The following is a 17,586-nucleotide window of genomic DNA, read 5'->3' on the forward strand; positions in this document are numbered from 1 at the left end:
ACCGGAGCGCGGTCGGGGCATCAGCAGCCGAAGCGGCCGCCGACCAGGTCCCGGAAGAAGCCACAGGAGCCCCACCGGGTCTTCGTGGAGAAGTCTCCGATTTCGATGAGCGCCGGTGCCTCGTCATGTGTGGTCATGGCGATCACATCCCTGTCTCGCCGTTGACGGCGGTGACTTACGGGGCCAAGACTTCCGGGTCGGCCCCGCCCCGTCGTTGTCCGGGCGCGCAACGTCCTTGTCTATCCGCGCACGAGCGGTTCGAAGGACGCGCGGTACTCGCTCGGCGAGACGCCGTAGGTGCTCTTGAACAACCTGCTGAAATGCGCGTGGTCGGGAAAGCCCCAGCGCGCCGCGACCGCGTGCACGGGCCGCTCCCGCTGCCGGAGATCCGCCAGGGCCCGCCGGCATCGCTCCAGCCGCCGGTTCCGGATCAGCGCCGCGGGCGTCGTCCCGTCGGCCGCCAGCACCTGCTGGAGCCTGCGCAGGGACACATGGTGGGCCGCCGCGATCGCCTTCGGGGTCAGTCCGGGATCGCCGAGGTTCTCCCGGACGAAGGCGTCGACCAGGGTGAGCAGCGCCTGCTCCGGACTCGCCGGCGGCAGTGAACTCAGCGTGTCCAGTTCATGGATGAGCAGGGTGGCCAGCAGGTCGACCGCGATGTCGAGAATGCGGTGGAGTTCGGCGGGCCGGTACCGGTCGCCTTCCTGGGCGAGCTCGTGCAGACAGCGGACGAGTACCGAACCGATGCCCTCGTCCGCCGTGAGACGTCTGGCCAGCAACCTGTTGACCTGCGACGGCGGCAGTGGCAGGAGCCGCTTGGAGACGACGAGGAGATCCTGCGTGCCGTCGCCGTACCAGATGCGGAACGGGTTCGAGGTGTCGATGGCCACCAGATCGCCCGTCCGGGCGACCGTCTCACGCCCCAGCTGGCAGACGGCGGCGGAGCCGGAGCGGATGGAGGCGAAGAGATAGTTCTCGGGGTTCGCCTCCGTGAAGACCTCCCGCTTCCGTCGTGTGTTCAGCGACGACGCGTATACCTTCTCGTCCGTGGCCAGCAGGGCGGTGGACCCGCGTACCAGGGTCGACTTCAGGAACCGGGTGTCGGCGAGGTCCTCCAAATACCTGCTGAACTCGGCGCCTCTGGTGCATTCGTAACCCTGCCGGGACGGCTTCCACGGAGATGCGTTCTCGGCGTTGACCATCGTGTCGATCAAAGGTCCCCCAAACGACCGGGAGGTGGGGAGCGCCGCCCGGGTGGCCGGGGCGCCGTGACCGTGTCGCCGTACCGCGGCGGTACGGGCCGTCACCGGTGCCCCCGCCGACCTGGCGCGGTCCACCGGTGCGGCGTCGCGCGGCCTTCCGCGTCCCGGCCCGGCGGAGCCGGTTCCCACCGCTCCGCAGCCCTCCCACACACGGCATCGGTCCACCGCGACGAGTTGCGGAGTACAGGTTTTCGGTTCTGTCGAACCGTGGCGAGTGCCGGCGGTAGGACTCCGGGAGCTGCCAACGGGTTCCACCGCCGAATCCTCTCCCAGCGTGCCGAAACCGCCCGGGCCGGGCAAGATGTTCCCCTGTCCGGGACACGGACGTACCGTGTCCGTGCTGGTCGGGGCCCTGCGGGCGGACGGCGCTACTTTGAAGACACGGCCTACCGGCCGGGGCGCCCCGGCCCGCAGGACACCCTCCGCCCTACTCGCGCGGCTGTTCGAACCGTACCGGTGCCTGGAACCGCGCCCGGCGCGCCGCGCGTCGCAGGACCGTCAGAACGGCGGGACCCGCCAGCAGGATGCAGACGAAGTTGGTGACCGCGCGCCCCGTGTCCCACCCCAGGGACGTCGCCAGGTCGAAGGCGATGTACCGCTGCCACTGCTCGGTGAACGGCAGCCCCGGCAGATAGGCGATCGAACTCCCCGGGTCCACCGAGAACGGCCAGAACGACAGATTGAGCAGAAAGCCGAAGAGATAGCCGGAGAACGAGCCGTAGACCGCGAGCAGCAGCACCTCCCGCCGGCCCGTCGCCCTCGGCAGGAACCCGGCGAGCATCCCGACGAAGGCACAGCCGAACATCTGGTACGGCATCCACGGCCCCACCCCGCCCGTGATCAGGGCCGACGCGAACAGGGACGTACAGCCCAGGGTGAAGCCGAACCCCGGCCCGTACACCCGGCCCGCGAGCACCAGGACGAAGAAGACCGTCTCCACGCCCGCCGTGCCCGCCCCCAGGGGACGCAGCGCAGCGTTGACGGCCGACAGCACCCCCAGCATCGCGAGGGCCTTCGAGTTGATACCGCCCTCGGCGATCTCGGAGACCACCACGCACAGCACCAGGACCAGCAGCACCCCGAAGATCAGCGGGGGCGCGTAGTGCGAGGCGAACGTCCCCGGCGCCACCAGGAACGGCCAGAAGAACGCCACCAGACCGAGGAACGCGGCGAGCGCGATCACCACCCCGGCCCGCGGCCCGATCCTGATCGCCGGGGCCGGTCGCGGGGCCGGTCGCCCGCCCGGGTCCCGGGAGCCGCCGCTCACGCCCCGCCCCCCGGGCCCGCCAGCACCGCCGCGACCTGTCCCACGGTCAGATACGGCAGCGGCGCCACCACCTTCGCGATCTGCGGCGCGAACACCGGCGACGCCACGATCACCTCGGGCGTCGGCCCGTCGGCGACCACATCGCCCTCCGCCATCACCACCACCCGGTCCGCGGCCCGCGCCACGAACTCCACGTCGTGTGTGGCGATCACCACCGAACGCCCCTCGCGCGCCAGCCCGTCCACGATCCCGGCGAGCTGTTCCTTGGCCCGGTAGTCGAGCCCCCGGGTCGGCTCGTCCAGCAGCACCACCGGTGGGGCCGCCGTCAGCTGGATCGCCAGCACCAGCGCCAGCCGCTGGCCCTCGGACAGATCCCGGGGGTGCGTCGAACCCGCCACGTCCGGCACCAGCCGGTCGAGGATGTCCCGGGCCGGGACCGGCACCGTACCCGCCCCCGGGCCCGTCGCGACCGCCGACTCCCGGTCCGCCTGCGCCAACTCCTGGTCGACGCTCTCCAGATACAGCAGATCCGTCGCGGTCTGCGGGACGAGCCCCACCAGCCGCCGGGCGTCGGCCGCGGACAGCTTCCCCGGATCGGCGGCCCGGGGCCGGTCCTCCCCGGCGGCGCCGACCCGTACGCTGCCCGCCTGCCGGGGGCCCGACCCCTGGAGCGCCCACAGCAGCGACGACTTCCCGGAGCCGTTACGGCCCATCAGCGCCGTCACCTCGCCCGCCCGCAGCTCGACACCCACCTCACGGACCGCGGGCACCCCCCGGTAGGAGACCGTCACGCCCCGCGCGGTGAGCACCGCCGCCGCGTCCGCCGGGGGAGCGGCCCGCGCCGGGGGCGGCGCGACACCGTCCAGCCGGGCCCGCAGCGGGGCGGCGGCCCGCCGCGCGTCCCGGATCGACAGCGGCAGCGGCGACCAGCCGGCCGTCCGGCCCAGCTCCACCACCGGCGGCGCGATGTCCGACGTACGGAACACCTCGGCGGGCGGCCCGGACACCACCCGCCCGTCCCCCGGCAGATGCAGGACCCGGTCCGCGTACTGCACCACCCGCTCCAGCCGGTGCTCCGCCACCAGGACCGTCACACCCAGATCGTGGACGAGCCGGACGACCGCCGCCAGCACCTCCTCCGCGGCCGTCGGATCCAGCGCCGACGTCGGCTCGTCCAGGACCAGCACCCGCGGATGGGCCGTCAGCACCGAGCCGATCGCCACCCGCTGCTGCTGACCGCCGGAGAGCTCGTACAACGGACGGTGCCGCAGATCCGCCAGGCCCAGCAGATCGAGGGTCTCCTCCACCCGTTTGCGCATGGTCGCGGGCGGCACCGCGAGCTGTTCCATGGCGTACGCCAGCTCCTCCTCGACCGTGTCCGTGACGAAGCCGTCCAGCGGATCCTGGCCCACCACCCCCACCACATCGGCCAGCTCGCGCGGCGGATACCGGGCGGTGTCCCGGCCGTCGACGACGACCCGGCCGAAGAGCGTGCCGCCGGTGAAGTGCGGCACCAGACCGTTGACGGCCCCCAGCAGCGTCGACTTCCCGACCCCGGTATGCCCGGTCACCAGGCACAACTCCCCCTCCTGCACGGTCAGGTCCACATCGTGCAGCACGGGTTCGGCCGCGCCGTCGTAGACCACGGAGACCTCGTCGAAGGTGATCACAGGGCGTCCTCGGTACGGCGCGCGGCGGCGCGCGGGGCGGAACCGGCCGGGCGGGCCGGAGAGGCGGCGACCGGCAGGGCCGGGGGCGCGGGCGGCGGCGCCAGGAACCCGGCCGCCCCGGCCAGCAGGATCGCCGCGGCCGGCACGGGCGGCAGCGACGGCCAGCCCAGCGGATAGAGCGACGGGTTCAGCTGGGCCGCGTCGAACCCGGCCCCGCTGAACAGCAGCACCGCCGAGAGCACCCCGCACCCGGCGACCGCCCACTCCGGCAGCCGCCATGGATCGGGCCGGTAGACGGTACGGGTCACCCGGCGGCCGCCGAGCCGCAGACCCGCCAGGCACAGCACCGCGCCGACGGCCATCGCGGGCAGCCCCAGCAGCCGCGGCGCCGTCGCGTCGAGCAGCCCGTACGCGCCCGCGCACAGACCGCACATCCCGAGCAGCATCAGCGCGCCCGTCAGCCGCCGCGACGCCCTCGTCGCCGAACCCGCCCGGCCGTAGCCGCGCGAGTCCATCGCGGCCGCCAGCCGCAGCGACCGCTCCAGCGCGTCCTCCAGCACCGGCACCGCGATCCCGCGCAGCGCCCGCAGGCCCTTGGACCGGCCCGCGCGCAGCCTGCGCGCCCGGTGGACCCGCCGCACGCTCTGCACCAGCTGGGGCGCGACGCTGATGGAGACGGTGACGGCGACCCCGAGTTCGTACAGGGCCCCCGGCAGCACCCGCAGGGCCCGCTTGGGGTTGGCCAGCGTGTTGGCCGCGCCGATACAGCACAGCATGCACGCCAGCCGCAGCCCCTCGGTCGCCGCCGACAGCAGCGCCTCCAGCGACACCGGGCCGCCGATCCGGATCCCCGCGTACCAGTCCGGGGTCGGCACCGTCGGCAGGGAGAACAGGAAATGGTCGTCCGGGGTGATCCCGGTACCGAACACGGCCCGGAACACCACCCGGATCGCGATCACGACCAGCGCCAGATACAGGTAGTAGTGGAAGCCCCGGGCCCACGGCGCCTCCGTACGCCGGACGGTGACGACATAGCCGAGGACCGCGAGCACCAGGAGCAGCAGCAGCGGATTGTTGGTCCTGCTCACCGCGGTGGCCAGCGCCAGCGCCCAGATCCACCAGGCCACCGGATGCAGGATCCGGGGCAGCCGCCGCCCGCCCGGGTCCGGCGCCGCGCCGGAGTCGGTACGGATCACCCGGCGGCCCGTCACTCCGGCCGGCGGCGGCGCCGGACGGTGACCGCGGCGGCGGCACCGAGCACCACCACCAGGCCCACCGTGGCGACCACCGGAACGACCGACCCCGGGTCGTGCGCGCTATCCGCGGCCGGGGCCGCGTCCACCACCGTCGGACCGCCGCCGGGCGCGGCCACCGCCCCGGGCGACGAGGCCGCCGCCAACGGGGAGGGCGACGGCGAAGCCGCGACGGACGGCGAAGGCGACGGCCGGGCGGACGACGGCGCGGCGGGCGGCCGCGACGGTGTCACCGGCCGGACCGGGTCGGGTCCGGTATCCGTCCCGGGCGGCGGCGCGGGCGCCTTCTCCGTCGACCGCGGGGTCGCCGCCGCGTCCCCCGACGGCCTGGTGTTGTGGGCGCGCAGCTGGTCGGGGGTGACCTTCGGCCGCCCCTTCGTACCGCCGATATCCGTACCCCCGAAGATCCACAGATCGACGGAGCCGGGCTTCGGCTCGTACAGCATCGCCCCCAACTGGCTGTACTCCCAGGTGTTCTCGCCGGGATCGGCGTGCCAGTACGACCAGTACGCCGACGCGGGCGGGGTGAGGACGCAGTCCTCCTGCTCCGGCGGCGGGAACATCTTCCCGCCCCGGTGGCCGCTGTAGCCGATCCGGCAGATGAACGCCGGACCGTCGTGACCGGTGCCGGCGGTCCGCCAGCCGCCCTGGTTCAACAGCTCGTAGCCCGTCGTCGGGGTCGTCCCGCAGGACCGGTAGACCGGCCCGCCCCACCGGCTGAAGTCCACCGCGAGCACCGCGCCCGACGAGGTGGTGCACCGCCCCATCGGCTGCGGTTCCGCGGCGGCCGGGGACACCGGGGCGGCGAGCGCCGCGGCGACCACCAGCCCCAGGGCGGCGGCCGTCCGGGCGAAACGGCCCCCCGACCGTCCGTCCGAACCGCCCCGCCGCCTCACGGGCGCCGTCCCGTCCCGCGGCGGCGTACGAAGACGACCGCGCCCCCACCCGCCACCAGCAGGACCAGGGCGATCCCGCCGAGCGCCACGGCGTCGATGCCGGTCGACGCGAGATTGCCGCCGCCGCCCGATCCGCCGCTCCCCGGGCCGCCCGCCGACCCGCCGGACGTGTCGCCCGGGGTGACGATCACCGGCGGTTCGTCCGTGCCGGGCCCCGGGTCGGGCCGCGGCGACGTACCGGCCAGGCTCCGCTCCAGCACCCCGAACGAGATCCCCGTCGAGCCGCCGACCGCCTGGGTCGAGGCGCGGACGTCCGAGCCGTCCCGGCCGTCCTTCGCGACGTCGAAGCCGCCGTCGGCGTTCTGCCGACCCGCGAGGAACTCCCGCGCCTTCGCGATCCGCTTCCCGTACGCCCCCTTGTCGAGGGCCAGTCCCTGGACCGCGAGGGCCGCCGAGTTGACCGAGTTCCCGGAGGCGCCGGGGAAGCCGCCGTCGGAGAACTGCCGCCCGGCGAGCCACGTAAGACCCCGCTTCACCGCCGCGTCCGCCCGCTCGCCGCCGACCAGGGCGAGCGCCATGGCGGCCATCGCGGTCGAGTCGACCTCCTGGTCGGCCGGGTCCCGCGCCGGAAGCACACTCGGCCAGGCCCCCGACTCCTTCTGCAAGGAGAGCAGATACGCCACCGGCGCGGCCGCCGCCTCGCGCTCACCCGCCCGGACCTGGGCGATGATCCCCAAAGACTGCGAGAACACGGATTCCGCGTTGCGGTAGTTCCCGGTGGCGAGACAGCCGTCGGCCTCGGCGGCCGCCGGACACGTCGCCTTCTCCAGCGCCGCGATCAGATCCCGGCCGCCGAACTTCCGGGGATCGCGGCCCACGGACTCGGCCAGCAGGGCGGCCTTCCCGATCGAACCGCCGGAGGGGCGGTCGGTCCCCGCGCGGGTCCAGTCGTGGAGCGTACGGCCGTCGCCGTCCTCGCCGCCCCGGTCGAGGAAGTCGACCATCCCGCGGAGCGTGTCGTTGTCGTGCCCCGTCGCGGCGAGGGCGAACGCGCCGTCGATGGTGAGTCCGAAGTCGGCCCGCCGGGTACCGGGGACGGTGTAGTAACGGCCGCGCAACAGCCGCTCCGGGCCGGTGAGATAGGCGACACCCTTCTTGAGGTCGGGACGGATCCCGTCCTCCTCACCCGGCGGTTCCCCGGGACCGCCGGGGTCCCCCGGGCCGCCCGGGTCGCCGGGGCCGCCCGGCTCCTCCGGGTCCGGCGGGACGACCTTGGCGACCAGGGTCAGCAGATCGGTGTCGGCGCCCGCGAGCGCGGCGGCCGAGGTCGGGAAGAGATGCGGCTCCAGCGCCAGCGCGTCGCTGCTGAACCCGCCGAGCGGGAACTGCTGACGGGCCAGCCAGGCCACGGCCTTGTCGGCCCGGGCCCGGTCCCCGACGGCCCGCAGCGCCTGGGCGGCGAGCGCCGTGGTGGCGACGTCCCCGTGCCCGGTGCCGTTCGTGTAGACCGGCAGGGAACCGTCCGTACGCTGCTGGCCCCGCAACTGGGCGGCCGTCTCCTCCAGGGCGCCCTCGTAGCCCCCCGCCGCGTGCAGGGCGAGGACGATCAGGGCCGTGGCGCGCGGTTCGCCGTCGCAGCGGGTGCCGGGCGGTTCGAGCAGGGAGCCGTGGCCGCCGTCGGCGCACTCCAGCCGGGTCAGCCGGGCGACGACGCGGTCCGGGGGCTCGGCCCCGGCCCGTATCAGGGCGAGCAACGCCAGCACCTGGGCCTCGGTGGTCCCGGCGTGCCGGAAGTCGCCCTCGGCCGAACAGCCCGGCAGCGGGCTCCCATCGGTGTGCCGGGGGCAGACGGCCGCCAGCAGATCGCGCGGCAGATCGTGGCCGCCGTAGTCCGCGGGGTCCTTCCCGGTGATCTCCGCAAGCAGGGCGAGCCGGGCGGCGGCCTCGGGATCCGGGCCCTGGTCCGCGCCCCGCGGATACGCGTAGTCGGTGACCCGGGAGCGCAGATACCCCGAGACCCGGTCCAGCACACCGCTCTTCCCGACCGTCGCCGCCAGCGCGTACGCCGCCTCGGTGGTCAGCAGATCACTGGCCCGGCCCGGCTCCAGCTCCACCCGCTCGCCGTCGACGAGCAGCCGCTGCGCCCAGGCGCCCGCGGCCCGGGTGCGTACCTCGTCCGCCCCGATGCCCGCCCGCACCTGGTCCGGTGTGAAGGACGGCTTCCCGCCCGCGCCGCCGATCTGCGTGGCGCCGAAGACCCAGGCGTCCACATCGCCCGGCTTCAGCCGCCGCGACTTGGCGCCCAGATCGCTGTACCGCCAGTCCTTGTCACCGCGCGCCGCGACCCAGTACGACCAGTACGCCTGGGCGGGCGGGGTTTCGAGGCACTTCTCCCGGTCGGGCGTCGGATACTGCTTGCCGTCGGGCGCCGAGGGGTGGCCGATCCGGCAGATGAACGCGTCGCCGTCGTGCTGGGTCCCGGCCGTGGTGAACCCGCCGGTCCGCAGCAGTTCGAAGCCCGTGGTGGGGGTCGTGTCGCAGCCCCGGACGACCGGCCCGTCGAACGCGCCGAAGTCGACGGCGACGACCGACCCCTTCGTGGAGGTGCACTTCTCGGGCGCCTCGGCGGCCGCCGGGGGAGCGGCGGCGTACACCGCGCCCTGGACGAGCAGGAACACCGCGGTCAGGACGGACACTCCGGACAGAGCCGGGCCGCGTACGGCGACAGGCGCCCCCGGGCGGCCACGGCCGTGCCGCCGGGTTCTCCACCACCGGTCGGCGCGCTGAATCGAGCGTCGGTACGTCCCCACCACGGCCCCTCGTTCGTCCGCGCGGGCCCGACACGTGGCGGGCGGCCCCACGGCACGGCACAGACGCCGGTGGAGCCGGTCGACCACGCCGTAGTCCTCGACGGCGCTTCTCGCAGAAAAGAGCACCCACCCCAGGCAGTCCGGCTCGCCCGCCGTACGGCGGGCCCACGGTTGCGGGTCAGCGCCGGATTCGCACCGGCTTCCCCTGGGGATGAGCGTGTATCAGCCGCAGTGGAACATGTGGCCGAAGAGACCGTCAAGACGGCCCCGCCCCCTCCCGGGAAACCTTTGCGGGGCCGAAACGCGGCCGGTGGCGCGGTTGTTGACCCTCGGGTACCGTCCAGGGCTGTCACATGGGGGAATCCGGTGCGAATCCGGGACTGACGCGCAACGGTGTGGGACGGCGGGAGCCGTACCGAGTCCGAATGCCCATGCGGCGACGCACCATCCAGGAAGCCGTTACCTCGCGTTCGGACGGCGGCCCGACGCCCCCCGAGCCCCGACGGGCCGCGGTGGCGCGGACCGGCCGGCGTCCCCCACCAAGGAGCAGGCCATATGTCCCGTACCCCCGGCACCGGCACCGGCACCGCGGCGCCCCGTATCCGGCGGCTCCGGCCGCGCGCGCTCGCCGTCCCCGCGGCCGCCGTCGCCCTCACCCTCGCGCTCGGTACGCCCACCGCGTCCGCCACCTCCACCCCGGCGCAGATCGCCGCGTCGAAGACGAACGGCGTCGCCTACCTCAAGACCCTCCAGGCCGCGGACGGCTCCTACGCCGGCTCCGGACTCTCCAACGAGTGGGCGTTCAGCGCCTTCGCCGCCGCCGGAACCGCCCCCGCCGACGTCGCCCCCGGCGGCGACACCACCAAGAACGCCCGCACCGTCTACCGCAATCTGCTCGCCACCCCGGGCTGGCCGTCGGCGACCCCCTATGTCACCGACTACGAACGCGGCACCCTCAACGCCTACGCCGCCGGCATCGACCCGGCCCGCGTCTCCGCCTCCCGCAATCTGATCGCCGACATCCACCGCTACTGGCAGACCGCGGAGCCCGGATACTTCGGCCCCTCCGGCAACTTCAACGGCACCGTCTTCGCGGGCCTCGCCCTCGCCGGCGCCAGAACCCAGACCGGGGCACAGCGCGTACCGCAGGCCCTCCTCGACACGATCGTCACCCGGATCCGGGCCAACCAGCACAACGACGGCGGCTGGGACTACCAGAAGGCCGAGGGCGACCCCACCCGGCTCGCCGCGCCCGGCGACATCGACATGACCGGCGCCGCGATGGCGGCCCTGTGCACCGCCGGAGTCCCCGCGAGCGACCCCGACGTCGTCCAGGGCCGGGACTTCCTCGCCGGGAAGCTGACCTCGACCGGTGCCTTCACCGCGATGTACGGCATCAACTCCAGCTCCAACGCCTGGGCCGTCTCCGGCCTCAACGCCTGCGGCATCAACCCCCAGACCGGTCCCTTCCTCGCCCCGTCCGGGAAGACTCCGATCGACTTCGTCATCGCCCAGCAGTTCACCCCCGGCGGCGGCTTCCGCTACAAGCCCGGCGACACCAGCCCGTCCGCCTACTCCTCCACCGACGCGGTGCGCGCCGTCGCCGGCGGCGGCTTCACCGCCGCCCCGCCGACCCCGGTGACGCCCGGCGCGACCCGCTGGGTCGCGCAGAGCGCCTTCACCCCCGGCACCGCCACCCGGCTCGCCCTCACCATCGACGACGGCTCGGGCGCGCTGAAGGTCTGCTCCGTCGCGTTCACCCCGACCGCCGGCACGACCACCCTGGGAGCCGTCCTCGACGCCGCCACCACCGGGGCGACCCCGGCGGGCTGCGTCACCTCCGTCACCCCCGCGTCCGGCACCGGAGCCGTCACCGCCGTCAACGGCACCGCCAACAGCGGCACCTCCGTCTGGAAGGCGGGCGTCGACGGCTCCGCCCCCAGCGCAGCCACCCGCGACCGGGTGATCGGCGTCGGCGACACCATCGCCCTGCGATACGGCTCCTGACGCCGCGGCACGGGCCCGGCCACCGGGCCCGTACCGCCCCGCCCCGGCCCGTACGGTCGGCTCCCGCGCGTCCGTCACCGGCTCGTACCGCCGGGCTAGGGCGCGTCCGCCGACGGCTCGTACCGCCGTGTCCCGCCAGTCCGCCACCGGCCGGGCGCCGCACCCCGTCCCGGGACGCGGACCTGCCCGTACACACGGCCCGCCCGCCCGGCCATACTGGACCTCCGGGGGAGAGCGGAGCACACCGACGGGGGCGACCGAAGGCAATGGCGGAGACCAGGCTGATCCAGGGCCGGTACCGGCTGATCGACGTGATCGGGCGCGGCGGGATGGGCGAGGTGTGGCGCGCCCAGGACGAGTCCCTCGGCCGGAACGTCGCCGTCAAATGCCTCAAACCGATGACCCCCCATCACGACACCGCCGTCACGGGCGTCCTGCGCGAGCGGTTCCGCCGGGAGGCCCGGGTCGCGGCCGCGCTCCAGCACCGCGGCGTGACCGTCGTCCACGACTTCGGCGAGGACGACGGGGTGCTCTACCTGGTCATGGAGTTGCTGGACGGACGCAACTTGAGCCAGCTCCTGGAGGACAACGCCAATCTGCCGCTGCCCGTCGACGACGTCGTCGACATCGCCGTCCAGGTCGCCGACGCCCTCGCCTACACCCATGGGCGCGGAGTCGTCCACCGCGATCTGAAGCCCGCGAACATCGTCCGGCTCACCGACGGCACCGTGAAGATCTGCGACTTCGGCATAGCGCGCCTCGGCGACTTCGCGGCGACCTCGTCCCGGCTCACCGGTACCGGTATCGCGATGGGCACCCCGCACTACATGTCGCCCGAGCAGATCGGCGGCGGACAGGCCGTCGACCACCGCAGCGATCTGTACTCCCTCGGCTGTGTGCTGTACGAGATCGCCACCGGCGTCCCGCCCTTCGACGACGAGGACGCCTGGGCGGTCCTCGTCGGGCACCGCGACACCGTTCCGCAGCCGCTGCGGGTCCACCGGCCCCAGATCCCCGACTACTTCCAGCACGCCGTGCTCGACCTGCTCGCCAAGTCCCCCGACGACCGGCCCGCGCACGCCCGCGACCTGAGCCTGCGGCTGACCCGGAGCGGGGACAGGACACCGGCCGCCGGGCTCCCCGCGGGACCCGCGCCGCTGCCCGCCTGGCCCGTCTGGGAGCGGGGGATGACCGGGGGCCACCACGCCACGGCGACCACGGCGCGGGCGCTGCCCCCCGACCACACCGCGGGACTCACCGGCGAGTGGACCACCGGGACCGCGGTGCGGGCCGCGCTCGCCCGGCAGCCGGTACGCCGCGAACGGCCCACGCCCTTCCCGGAGGCGCTCGCCGTCCTCGCCAGCCGCCACAGCGCCGGACTCAGCCTGGGCCGCCTCGGCCGCTGGGAGGAGGCGGGCGAGGTCCACCGCTCGGTCGCCGCCGAACGCGAACACACCCTGGGCCCCGACCATCCCGACACCCTCGCCAGCCGCTACGAGGTCGCCTTCACCCTCAGCCGCACCGGCCGCGCCGAGGACGCGCTCCGCGCCTTCCAGCAGGTGGCGGCGGGCCGCGAACGCGCCCTGGGCGCCGACCATCCCGACACCCTCGCCGCCCGGCAGGAGACCGCGTACGTCCTCGGCCAGCTGAACCGCCATCTGGAGGCCCACGACGGCTACACGGCCGTACTCGCGGCCCGGGAACGCGCCCTGGGCCCCGACCATCCCGACACCCTGCGCTGCCGCCACAACCTCGCCTTCAACCTCAACCGGCTCGGCCGGGTCGAGGACTCGTTCCGGATGGCCTGCGACGTGGCCGCCGCCCGGGCCAGGGTGCTGGGACAGGACCACCCCGACACCCTGGTGACCCGGTACGAGGTCGCGTACGCCCTCGGTCAGCTCGGCCGCTGGACCGAGGCCCTCGACCACTACCGCGAGGTCGTCGCGGCCCGGGAACGCGCCCTGGGCGCCGACCACCCCGACACCCTCGCCGCCCGCTACGAGGTCGGCATCGGCCTCGGCCGCCTGGGCCGCGGCGCGGAGGCGCTCGACCACTACCGCGCCCTGGTCGCCGACCGCGTCCGCGTCTCGGGGCCCGACGACCCCGAGACCCTCCGCGCCCGCCACGGCCTCGGGGTGAACCTGGGCCGGCTGGCCCGCTGGCAGGAGGCCCTCGACCAGGCCCGCGACATCACCACCCGCCGCGAACGCGCCCTGGGCGCCGACCATCCCGACACCCTCGTCAGCCGCCGCGAGGTCGCCGTCGCCCTCGGCTGGCTCGGCCACTGGCAGGAGGCCCTCACGGCCTACACCGCGGTCGCCACGGCCCGCGACCGCGTCCTGGGCCCCGCCCACCCCGACGCCCTGGCCAGCCGCAACGACGAGGCCCACTGCCTGGCACAACTCGGCCGCCACGACGAGGCGATGGCCCTCTACCGCCGCGTGGCGTCCCTGCGCGACGGTCGCGCGGTCTAGGGCCGTCGAGGAAGGTCCCGCGTGCCCGGCCCGCGCCGGGCGGACTCCCCGCGCGCCGGGTTCCGTTCGCCAGCCTCCGAGCACCACGACGACCACTCCCCACCCCTATTCCGTCCCGCCCGCCCGTACCACGGGGCGGGGATCGTGCGGGGCGGGTCCCCGGGGGCCTAAGCTCTGGATGTGCTCGACGTGAGGCGTATGCGGGTTCTGTGCGCCGTGGTCGCCGGAGGATCCGTCACCGCGGCGGCCGCGAGGCTGGGATACACGCCGTCCGCCGTGAGCCAGCAGGTGGCCGCGTTGGAGCGGCAGACGGGGACGGTACTGCTCGAACGGGTGGGGCGCGGGGTGCGGCCCACGGCCGCCGGACGGCTGCTGGCCGAACACGCCGTGCTCATCGGCCGGCAGATCGCCGAGGCCGAGACCGCCCTCGCCGATCTCAGGGCCGGGCGCACCGGACGGCTCGTGGTGCGGTACGCCGCCGGGTGCGGCGCCCCGCTGATCGCCCCGGCGCTGGCCCGGCTGCGGGCCGCGCACCCCGAGGTACGGATCGAGGTGGGGCCCGTGGACGGCGACGACGCGCTCGCCGACGTGGGCCGGGGACTGGTCGATCTCGCCGTCGTCGCCGACGCGCCGGGCCTCCCGGGACCTGCCGGGGGCGTGCCGGAAGGGGTCCGGCTGGTACATCTCCTGGACGACCCCTACCGTGCCGTCCTGCCCGCGGGACATCCGCTCGCCGCGCGCCGCGTGGTCGATCTCGCCGACCTCGCCCGGGAACCGTGGATCGTCTCCGAGGCCCCCGCGCCGCGCCGCCCGTCCGCCGTGACCGCGGCCGCGCCCGACGTCGTGGTCGGCGGCGAGGACCACGCCACCGTGCAGAGCCTGGTCGCCGCGGGCCTCGGCGTCGCCCTGGCCCCGGCGCTGAGCCTCGGGGCCCGCCACCCCGGGATCGCCGTCCGCCGGGTCCGCGGCCCCGAACCCGTACGCCCGCTCCGCGCCGCCGTACGCACCGCCCCCGGAGGCCACCCCGCCCTGCTCCTTCTCCTCGACGCCCTCCGCGGCACCACTCCCCACCCGGCCTCCCGGGGAGTCCCGCGCGCGGCCCGCGCCGGATAGCCGAAGGTCCTCCGGCTGAGCTGTCGGCGAACGTCCTGGAGTTGCCGTTGCCGCGCTGATTGCATGGGGTGATGGAGATCTTGGTGTTGGGCGGTACGGCGTGGGTGGGCCGTGAGGTGTCGCGGCAGGCGGTCGAGCGGGGACATCGGGTGACATGCCTGGCGCGCGGGGCGAGCGGGGCGGTGGCCGACGGGGCGCGGCTGGTGGTCGGCGACCGGCGCGAGCCCGGCGCGTACGGGCCGCTGCTCGACCGGGAGTGGGATGCCGTCGTCGAGGTGTCGTGGCAGCCGGGCTTCGTGCGCGGGGCGCTCGACGCGCTGGGCGGCCGGGCCGGGCACTGGACGTATGTCTCCAGCTGTAGCGCCTACGGCTCCCACGGCACGCCGGGCGCGGACGAGTCCACGCCCCTGCTCGTCCCGACCGCCGCCGTGACCGGCCGGGACGAGGTGGACCGGACGGTGTACGGCGAGGCGAAGGTGGTGTGCGAGCGGGCGTCGGCGGACGCGGTGGGCGACCGGCTGCTGATCGCCCGCGCGGGTCTCATCGGCGGTCCCGGTGACGGCAGCGGACGGTCCGGCTACTGGGCGGCCCGGGCCGCGCGCGACCCGCACGGGCCGATGCTGGTGCCCGACACCCCCGCGCTGCCGACCCAGACCGTGGACGTACGGGACCTGGCCGCGTGGCTGCTGGACTGCGCCGAGGGCGGGCGTACCGGCACGTACGACGCGGTCGGTCCGGTGGTTCCGTTCGCGGAGTGGATCGCGCTGTCCCGGCGGACCGGCGGCCATCTGGGCGAGGTGGTGACCGCGGAGTCGGCATGGCTGCTGGAGCGGGGCGTGGCCGAGTACATGGGGGCCGAGTCGCTGCCGATGTGGCTGACCGAGCCGGGCTGGGAGGGCTTCTCGGCACGCAGCGGGGCGGCGGCGCGCGCGCAAGGGCTGCGGCACAGGTCGCGGGAGGAGCTGCTGGCGGACGTCCTGCGATGGGAACGGGAGCAGGGGCTGGACCGGGAGCGGCGGGCCGGGCTGAGCGCCGGGCGGGAGCGGGAGCTGCTGGACGCGCTCGGCTGAACTCCGCACTCCGCACTCCGCGCCTCCGCCGAAGCGGACCGGGGCACCGCGCCCGTACCGAGGCCGACGGCCCGGGGGGAGCACCGCCACCGCGTAGAATCCGGCCCCCCGCTTCGTGACCACGGCCCCGGATCCGCGCACTCGTCCGGCCCGACCCCCGACCCCCGACCCGAGGTCCGCACTATGCCCGCACAGACCGCGTACGACGCCGTGATCGTCGGCGGTGGCCACAACGGCCTGGTCGCCGCCGCCTACCTGGCCCGCGCGGGCCGCTCCGTCCTGGTGCTCGAACGGGCCGCCGTCACCGGCGGTGCCGCCGTCTCCACCCGGCCGTTCGCCGGGGTCGACGCCCGGCTCTCGCGCTACTCGTACCTCGTCTCCCTGCTGCCCGGCAGCATCGTGCGCGACCTCGGGCTCTCCTTCGCCGTACGGAAGCGGACCGTGTCGTCCTACACCCCGTACGGCACCGGGGGGTTGTTGGTGGGGGCCGGACGGACCCGGGAGTCCTTCGCGGCGCTCACCGGCGACGACCGCGAGTACGAGGCGTGGCGCGCCTTCTACGAGCTGACCGGACGGGTCGCGCGCCGGGTCTTCCCCACCCTTACCGAGCCGCTGCCCACCCGGGCCGGGCTACGGGCCCTGATCGACGACGACGCCGCCTGGCGGGAGCTCTTCGACGAGCCGATCGGTGTCGCCGTCGAACGCCGGTTCCGGCACGACCTGGTCCGGGGCGTGGTGCTGACGGACGCGCTGATCGGGACCTTCGCCGACGCGCACGATCCCGGTCTCGTCCAGAACCGCTGCTTCCTCTACCACGTCATCGGCGGCGGTACCGGCGACTGGGACGTACCGGTCGGCGGCATGGGCGCGCTGACCGACGCCCTCGCCGACGCGGCCCGCGCCGCCGGCGCCGAGATCGCCACCCGCCACGAGGTGACGCGGATCGCCACCGACGGCACCGCGGCGGAGGTCGGCTACCGTACGGAGCACGGCGACGGCACCGACGGCACCGTCGCCGCCCACCACGTCCTGGTCAACGCCGCGCCCCGCGAACTCGCCCGGCTCCTGGGGGACGAGCCGCCCGTCCCCGCCCCCGAGGGCGCGCAGTTCAAGGTGAACATGCTGCTGCGCAGGCTGCCCCGGCTCAAGGACACATCGGTCGATCCGCGCGACGCGTTCGCGGGCACGTTCCATATCTCCGAGGGATACGGACAGCTCGCCACCGCCTACCGGGAGGCCGCCGGGGGCCGGCTGCCGACCGCTCCGCCGTCGGAGATCTACTGCCACTCCCTGACCGACCCGTCGATCCTCGGTCCCGGCCCGGCGGCCCGGGGACTGCACACCCTCACCCTCTTCGGGCTGCACACCCCGGCCCGGCTGTTCGCCGGCGACAACGACGGCACCCGCGCCGAACTCCTCGCCCGCACCCTCGCGGAGCTGGACTCCCGGCTGGCGGAGCCGATCGCGGACTGCCTCGCCACCGACGCCGACGGCGCGCCCTGCGTCGAGGCGAAGACCCCGCTCGACGTCGAGCGGGAGCTGGGCATGCCCGGCGGACACATCTTCCACCGGGACCTTTCCTTCCCGTACGCCACCGAGGACACCGGGCGGTGGGGCGTGGAGACACGGCACGCCAACGTCCTGCTGTGCGGCGCGGGCGCGGTCCGGGGCGGCGGCGTCAGCGGCGTCCCCGGACACAACGCGGCGATGGCCGTCCTGGGCCGCTGAGCCGACCCGCCGCCCCGCTGCGTCTGCTCGGCGCGG

12 protein-coding genes and 2 riboswitches are annotated in these 17,586 nt (G+C 75.0%); of the genes, 5 read left to right on the plus strand and 7 right to left on the minus strand.

Translation table 11 applies throughout. The features are described 5' to 3' along the window. Positions 1-20 precede the first annotated feature (20 nt). From ACFXG1_RS05455 to ACFXG1_RS05485, 7 genes are all read right to left on the minus strand, one after another. Positions 21-137 (minus strand): lasso RiPP family leader peptide-containing protein, encoded by a 117-nt coding sequence (locus ACFXG1_RS05455; RefSeq protein ID WP_384741205.1) that lies wholly within the window; start codon positions 135-137, stop codon positions 21-23. A 102-nt stretch (positions 138-239) separates the two neighbouring features. After that, positions 240-1,202, minus strand: a complete 963-nt coding sequence (locus tag ACFXG1_RS05460; protein WP_384722395.1) for a helix-turn-helix domain-containing protein — start codon at positions 1,200-1,202, stop codon at positions 240-242. 487 nt (positions 1,203-1,689) lie between these two features. Next, positions 1,690-2,529: an ECF transporter S component gene (locus ACFXG1_RS05465; RefSeq protein ID WP_384722398.1), complete on the minus strand. Its 840-nt coding sequence runs from the start codon at positions 2,527-2,529 to the stop codon at positions 1,690-1,692. Continuing rightward, a complete protein-coding gene (locus tag ACFXG1_RS05470; RefSeq protein ID WP_384741209.1) occupies positions 2,526-4,199 on the minus strand; it encodes an ABC transporter ATP-binding protein in 1,674 nt (557 codons plus the stop codon). Before ACFXG1_RS05470 ends, ACFXG1_RS05465 begins: the two co-directional genes overlap by 4 nt. Beyond that, entirely contained in the window at positions 4,196-5,395 is a 1,200-nt protein-coding gene (locus ACFXG1_RS05475) for an energy-coupling factor transporter transmembrane component T (protein WP_384741212.1), read from the minus strand. The genes ACFXG1_RS05470 and ACFXG1_RS05475 overlap by 4 nt, the downstream gene beginning before the upstream one ends. Positions 5,396-5,406: 11 nt before the next feature. Next, the gene (locus tag ACFXG1_RS05480; protein ID WP_384741215.1) at positions 5,407-6,348 is read right to left on the minus strand and encodes a hypothetical protein; all 942 of its coding nucleotides are present in this window, start codon (positions 6,346-6,348) and stop codon (positions 5,407-5,409) included. Next, entirely contained in the window at positions 6,345-9,044 is a 2,700-nt protein-coding gene (locus ACFXG1_RS05485) for a prenyltransferase/squalene oxidase repeat-containing protein (protein ID WP_384719003.1), read from the minus strand. Before ACFXG1_RS05485 ends, ACFXG1_RS05480 begins: the two co-directional genes overlap by 4 nt. 230 nt (positions 9,045-9,274) lie before the next feature. Continuing rightward, positions 9,275-9,404: riboswitch (cobalamin riboswitch) on the minus strand. 110 nt (positions 9,405-9,514) lie between these two features. Continuing rightward, positions 9,515-9,589, plus strand: a riboswitch (cobalamin riboswitch). Positions 9,590-9,713: 124 nt separating this feature from the next. On the opposite strand from ACFXG1_RS05485, the gene ACFXG1_RS05490 reads away from it, so the two are divergent. The 5 genes from ACFXG1_RS05490 to ACFXG1_RS05510 all read left to right on the plus strand — a co-directional run bounded on the left by ACFXG1_RS05490 (position 9,714) and on the right by ACFXG1_RS05510 (position 17,550). After that, complete coding sequence (locus ACFXG1_RS05490) at positions 9,714-11,165, plus strand: hypothetical protein (RefSeq protein WP_384741218.1); 1,452 nt, start codon at positions 9,714-9,716, stop codon at positions 11,163-11,165. A 266-nt stretch (positions 11,166-11,431) separates the two neighbouring features. Beyond that, the gene (locus ACFXG1_RS05495; protein WP_384741220.1) at positions 11,432-13,639 is read left to right on the plus strand and encodes a tetratricopeptide repeat protein; all 2,208 of its coding nucleotides are present in this window, start codon (positions 11,432-11,434) and stop codon (positions 13,637-13,639) included. 198 nt (positions 13,640-13,837) lie between these two features. Then, positions 13,838-14,752: a LysR family transcriptional regulator gene (locus tag ACFXG1_RS05500; protein ID WP_384741303.1), complete on the plus strand. Its 915-nt coding sequence runs from the start codon at positions 13,838-13,840 to the stop codon at positions 14,750-14,752. Between the two features lie 71 nt (positions 14,753-14,823). Next, on the plus strand, positions 14,824-15,822 hold the full coding sequence (locus ACFXG1_RS05505; protein WP_384717863.1) for an oxidoreductase: 999 nt from the start codon (positions 14,824-14,826) through the stop codon (positions 15,820-15,822). Between the two features lie 183 nt (positions 15,823-16,005). Continuing rightward, complete coding sequence (locus ACFXG1_RS05510; RefSeq protein WP_384741224.1) at positions 16,006-17,550, plus strand: phytoene desaturase family protein; 1,545 nt, start codon at positions 16,006-16,008, stop codon at positions 17,548-17,550. The last annotated feature ends 36 nt before the right edge of the window (positions 17,551-17,586 follow it).

Source organism: Streptomyces sp. NPDC059248, from assembly GCF_042753905.1.
Lineage (GTDB): Bacteria > Actinomycetota > Actinomycetes > Streptomycetales > Streptomycetaceae > Streptomyces.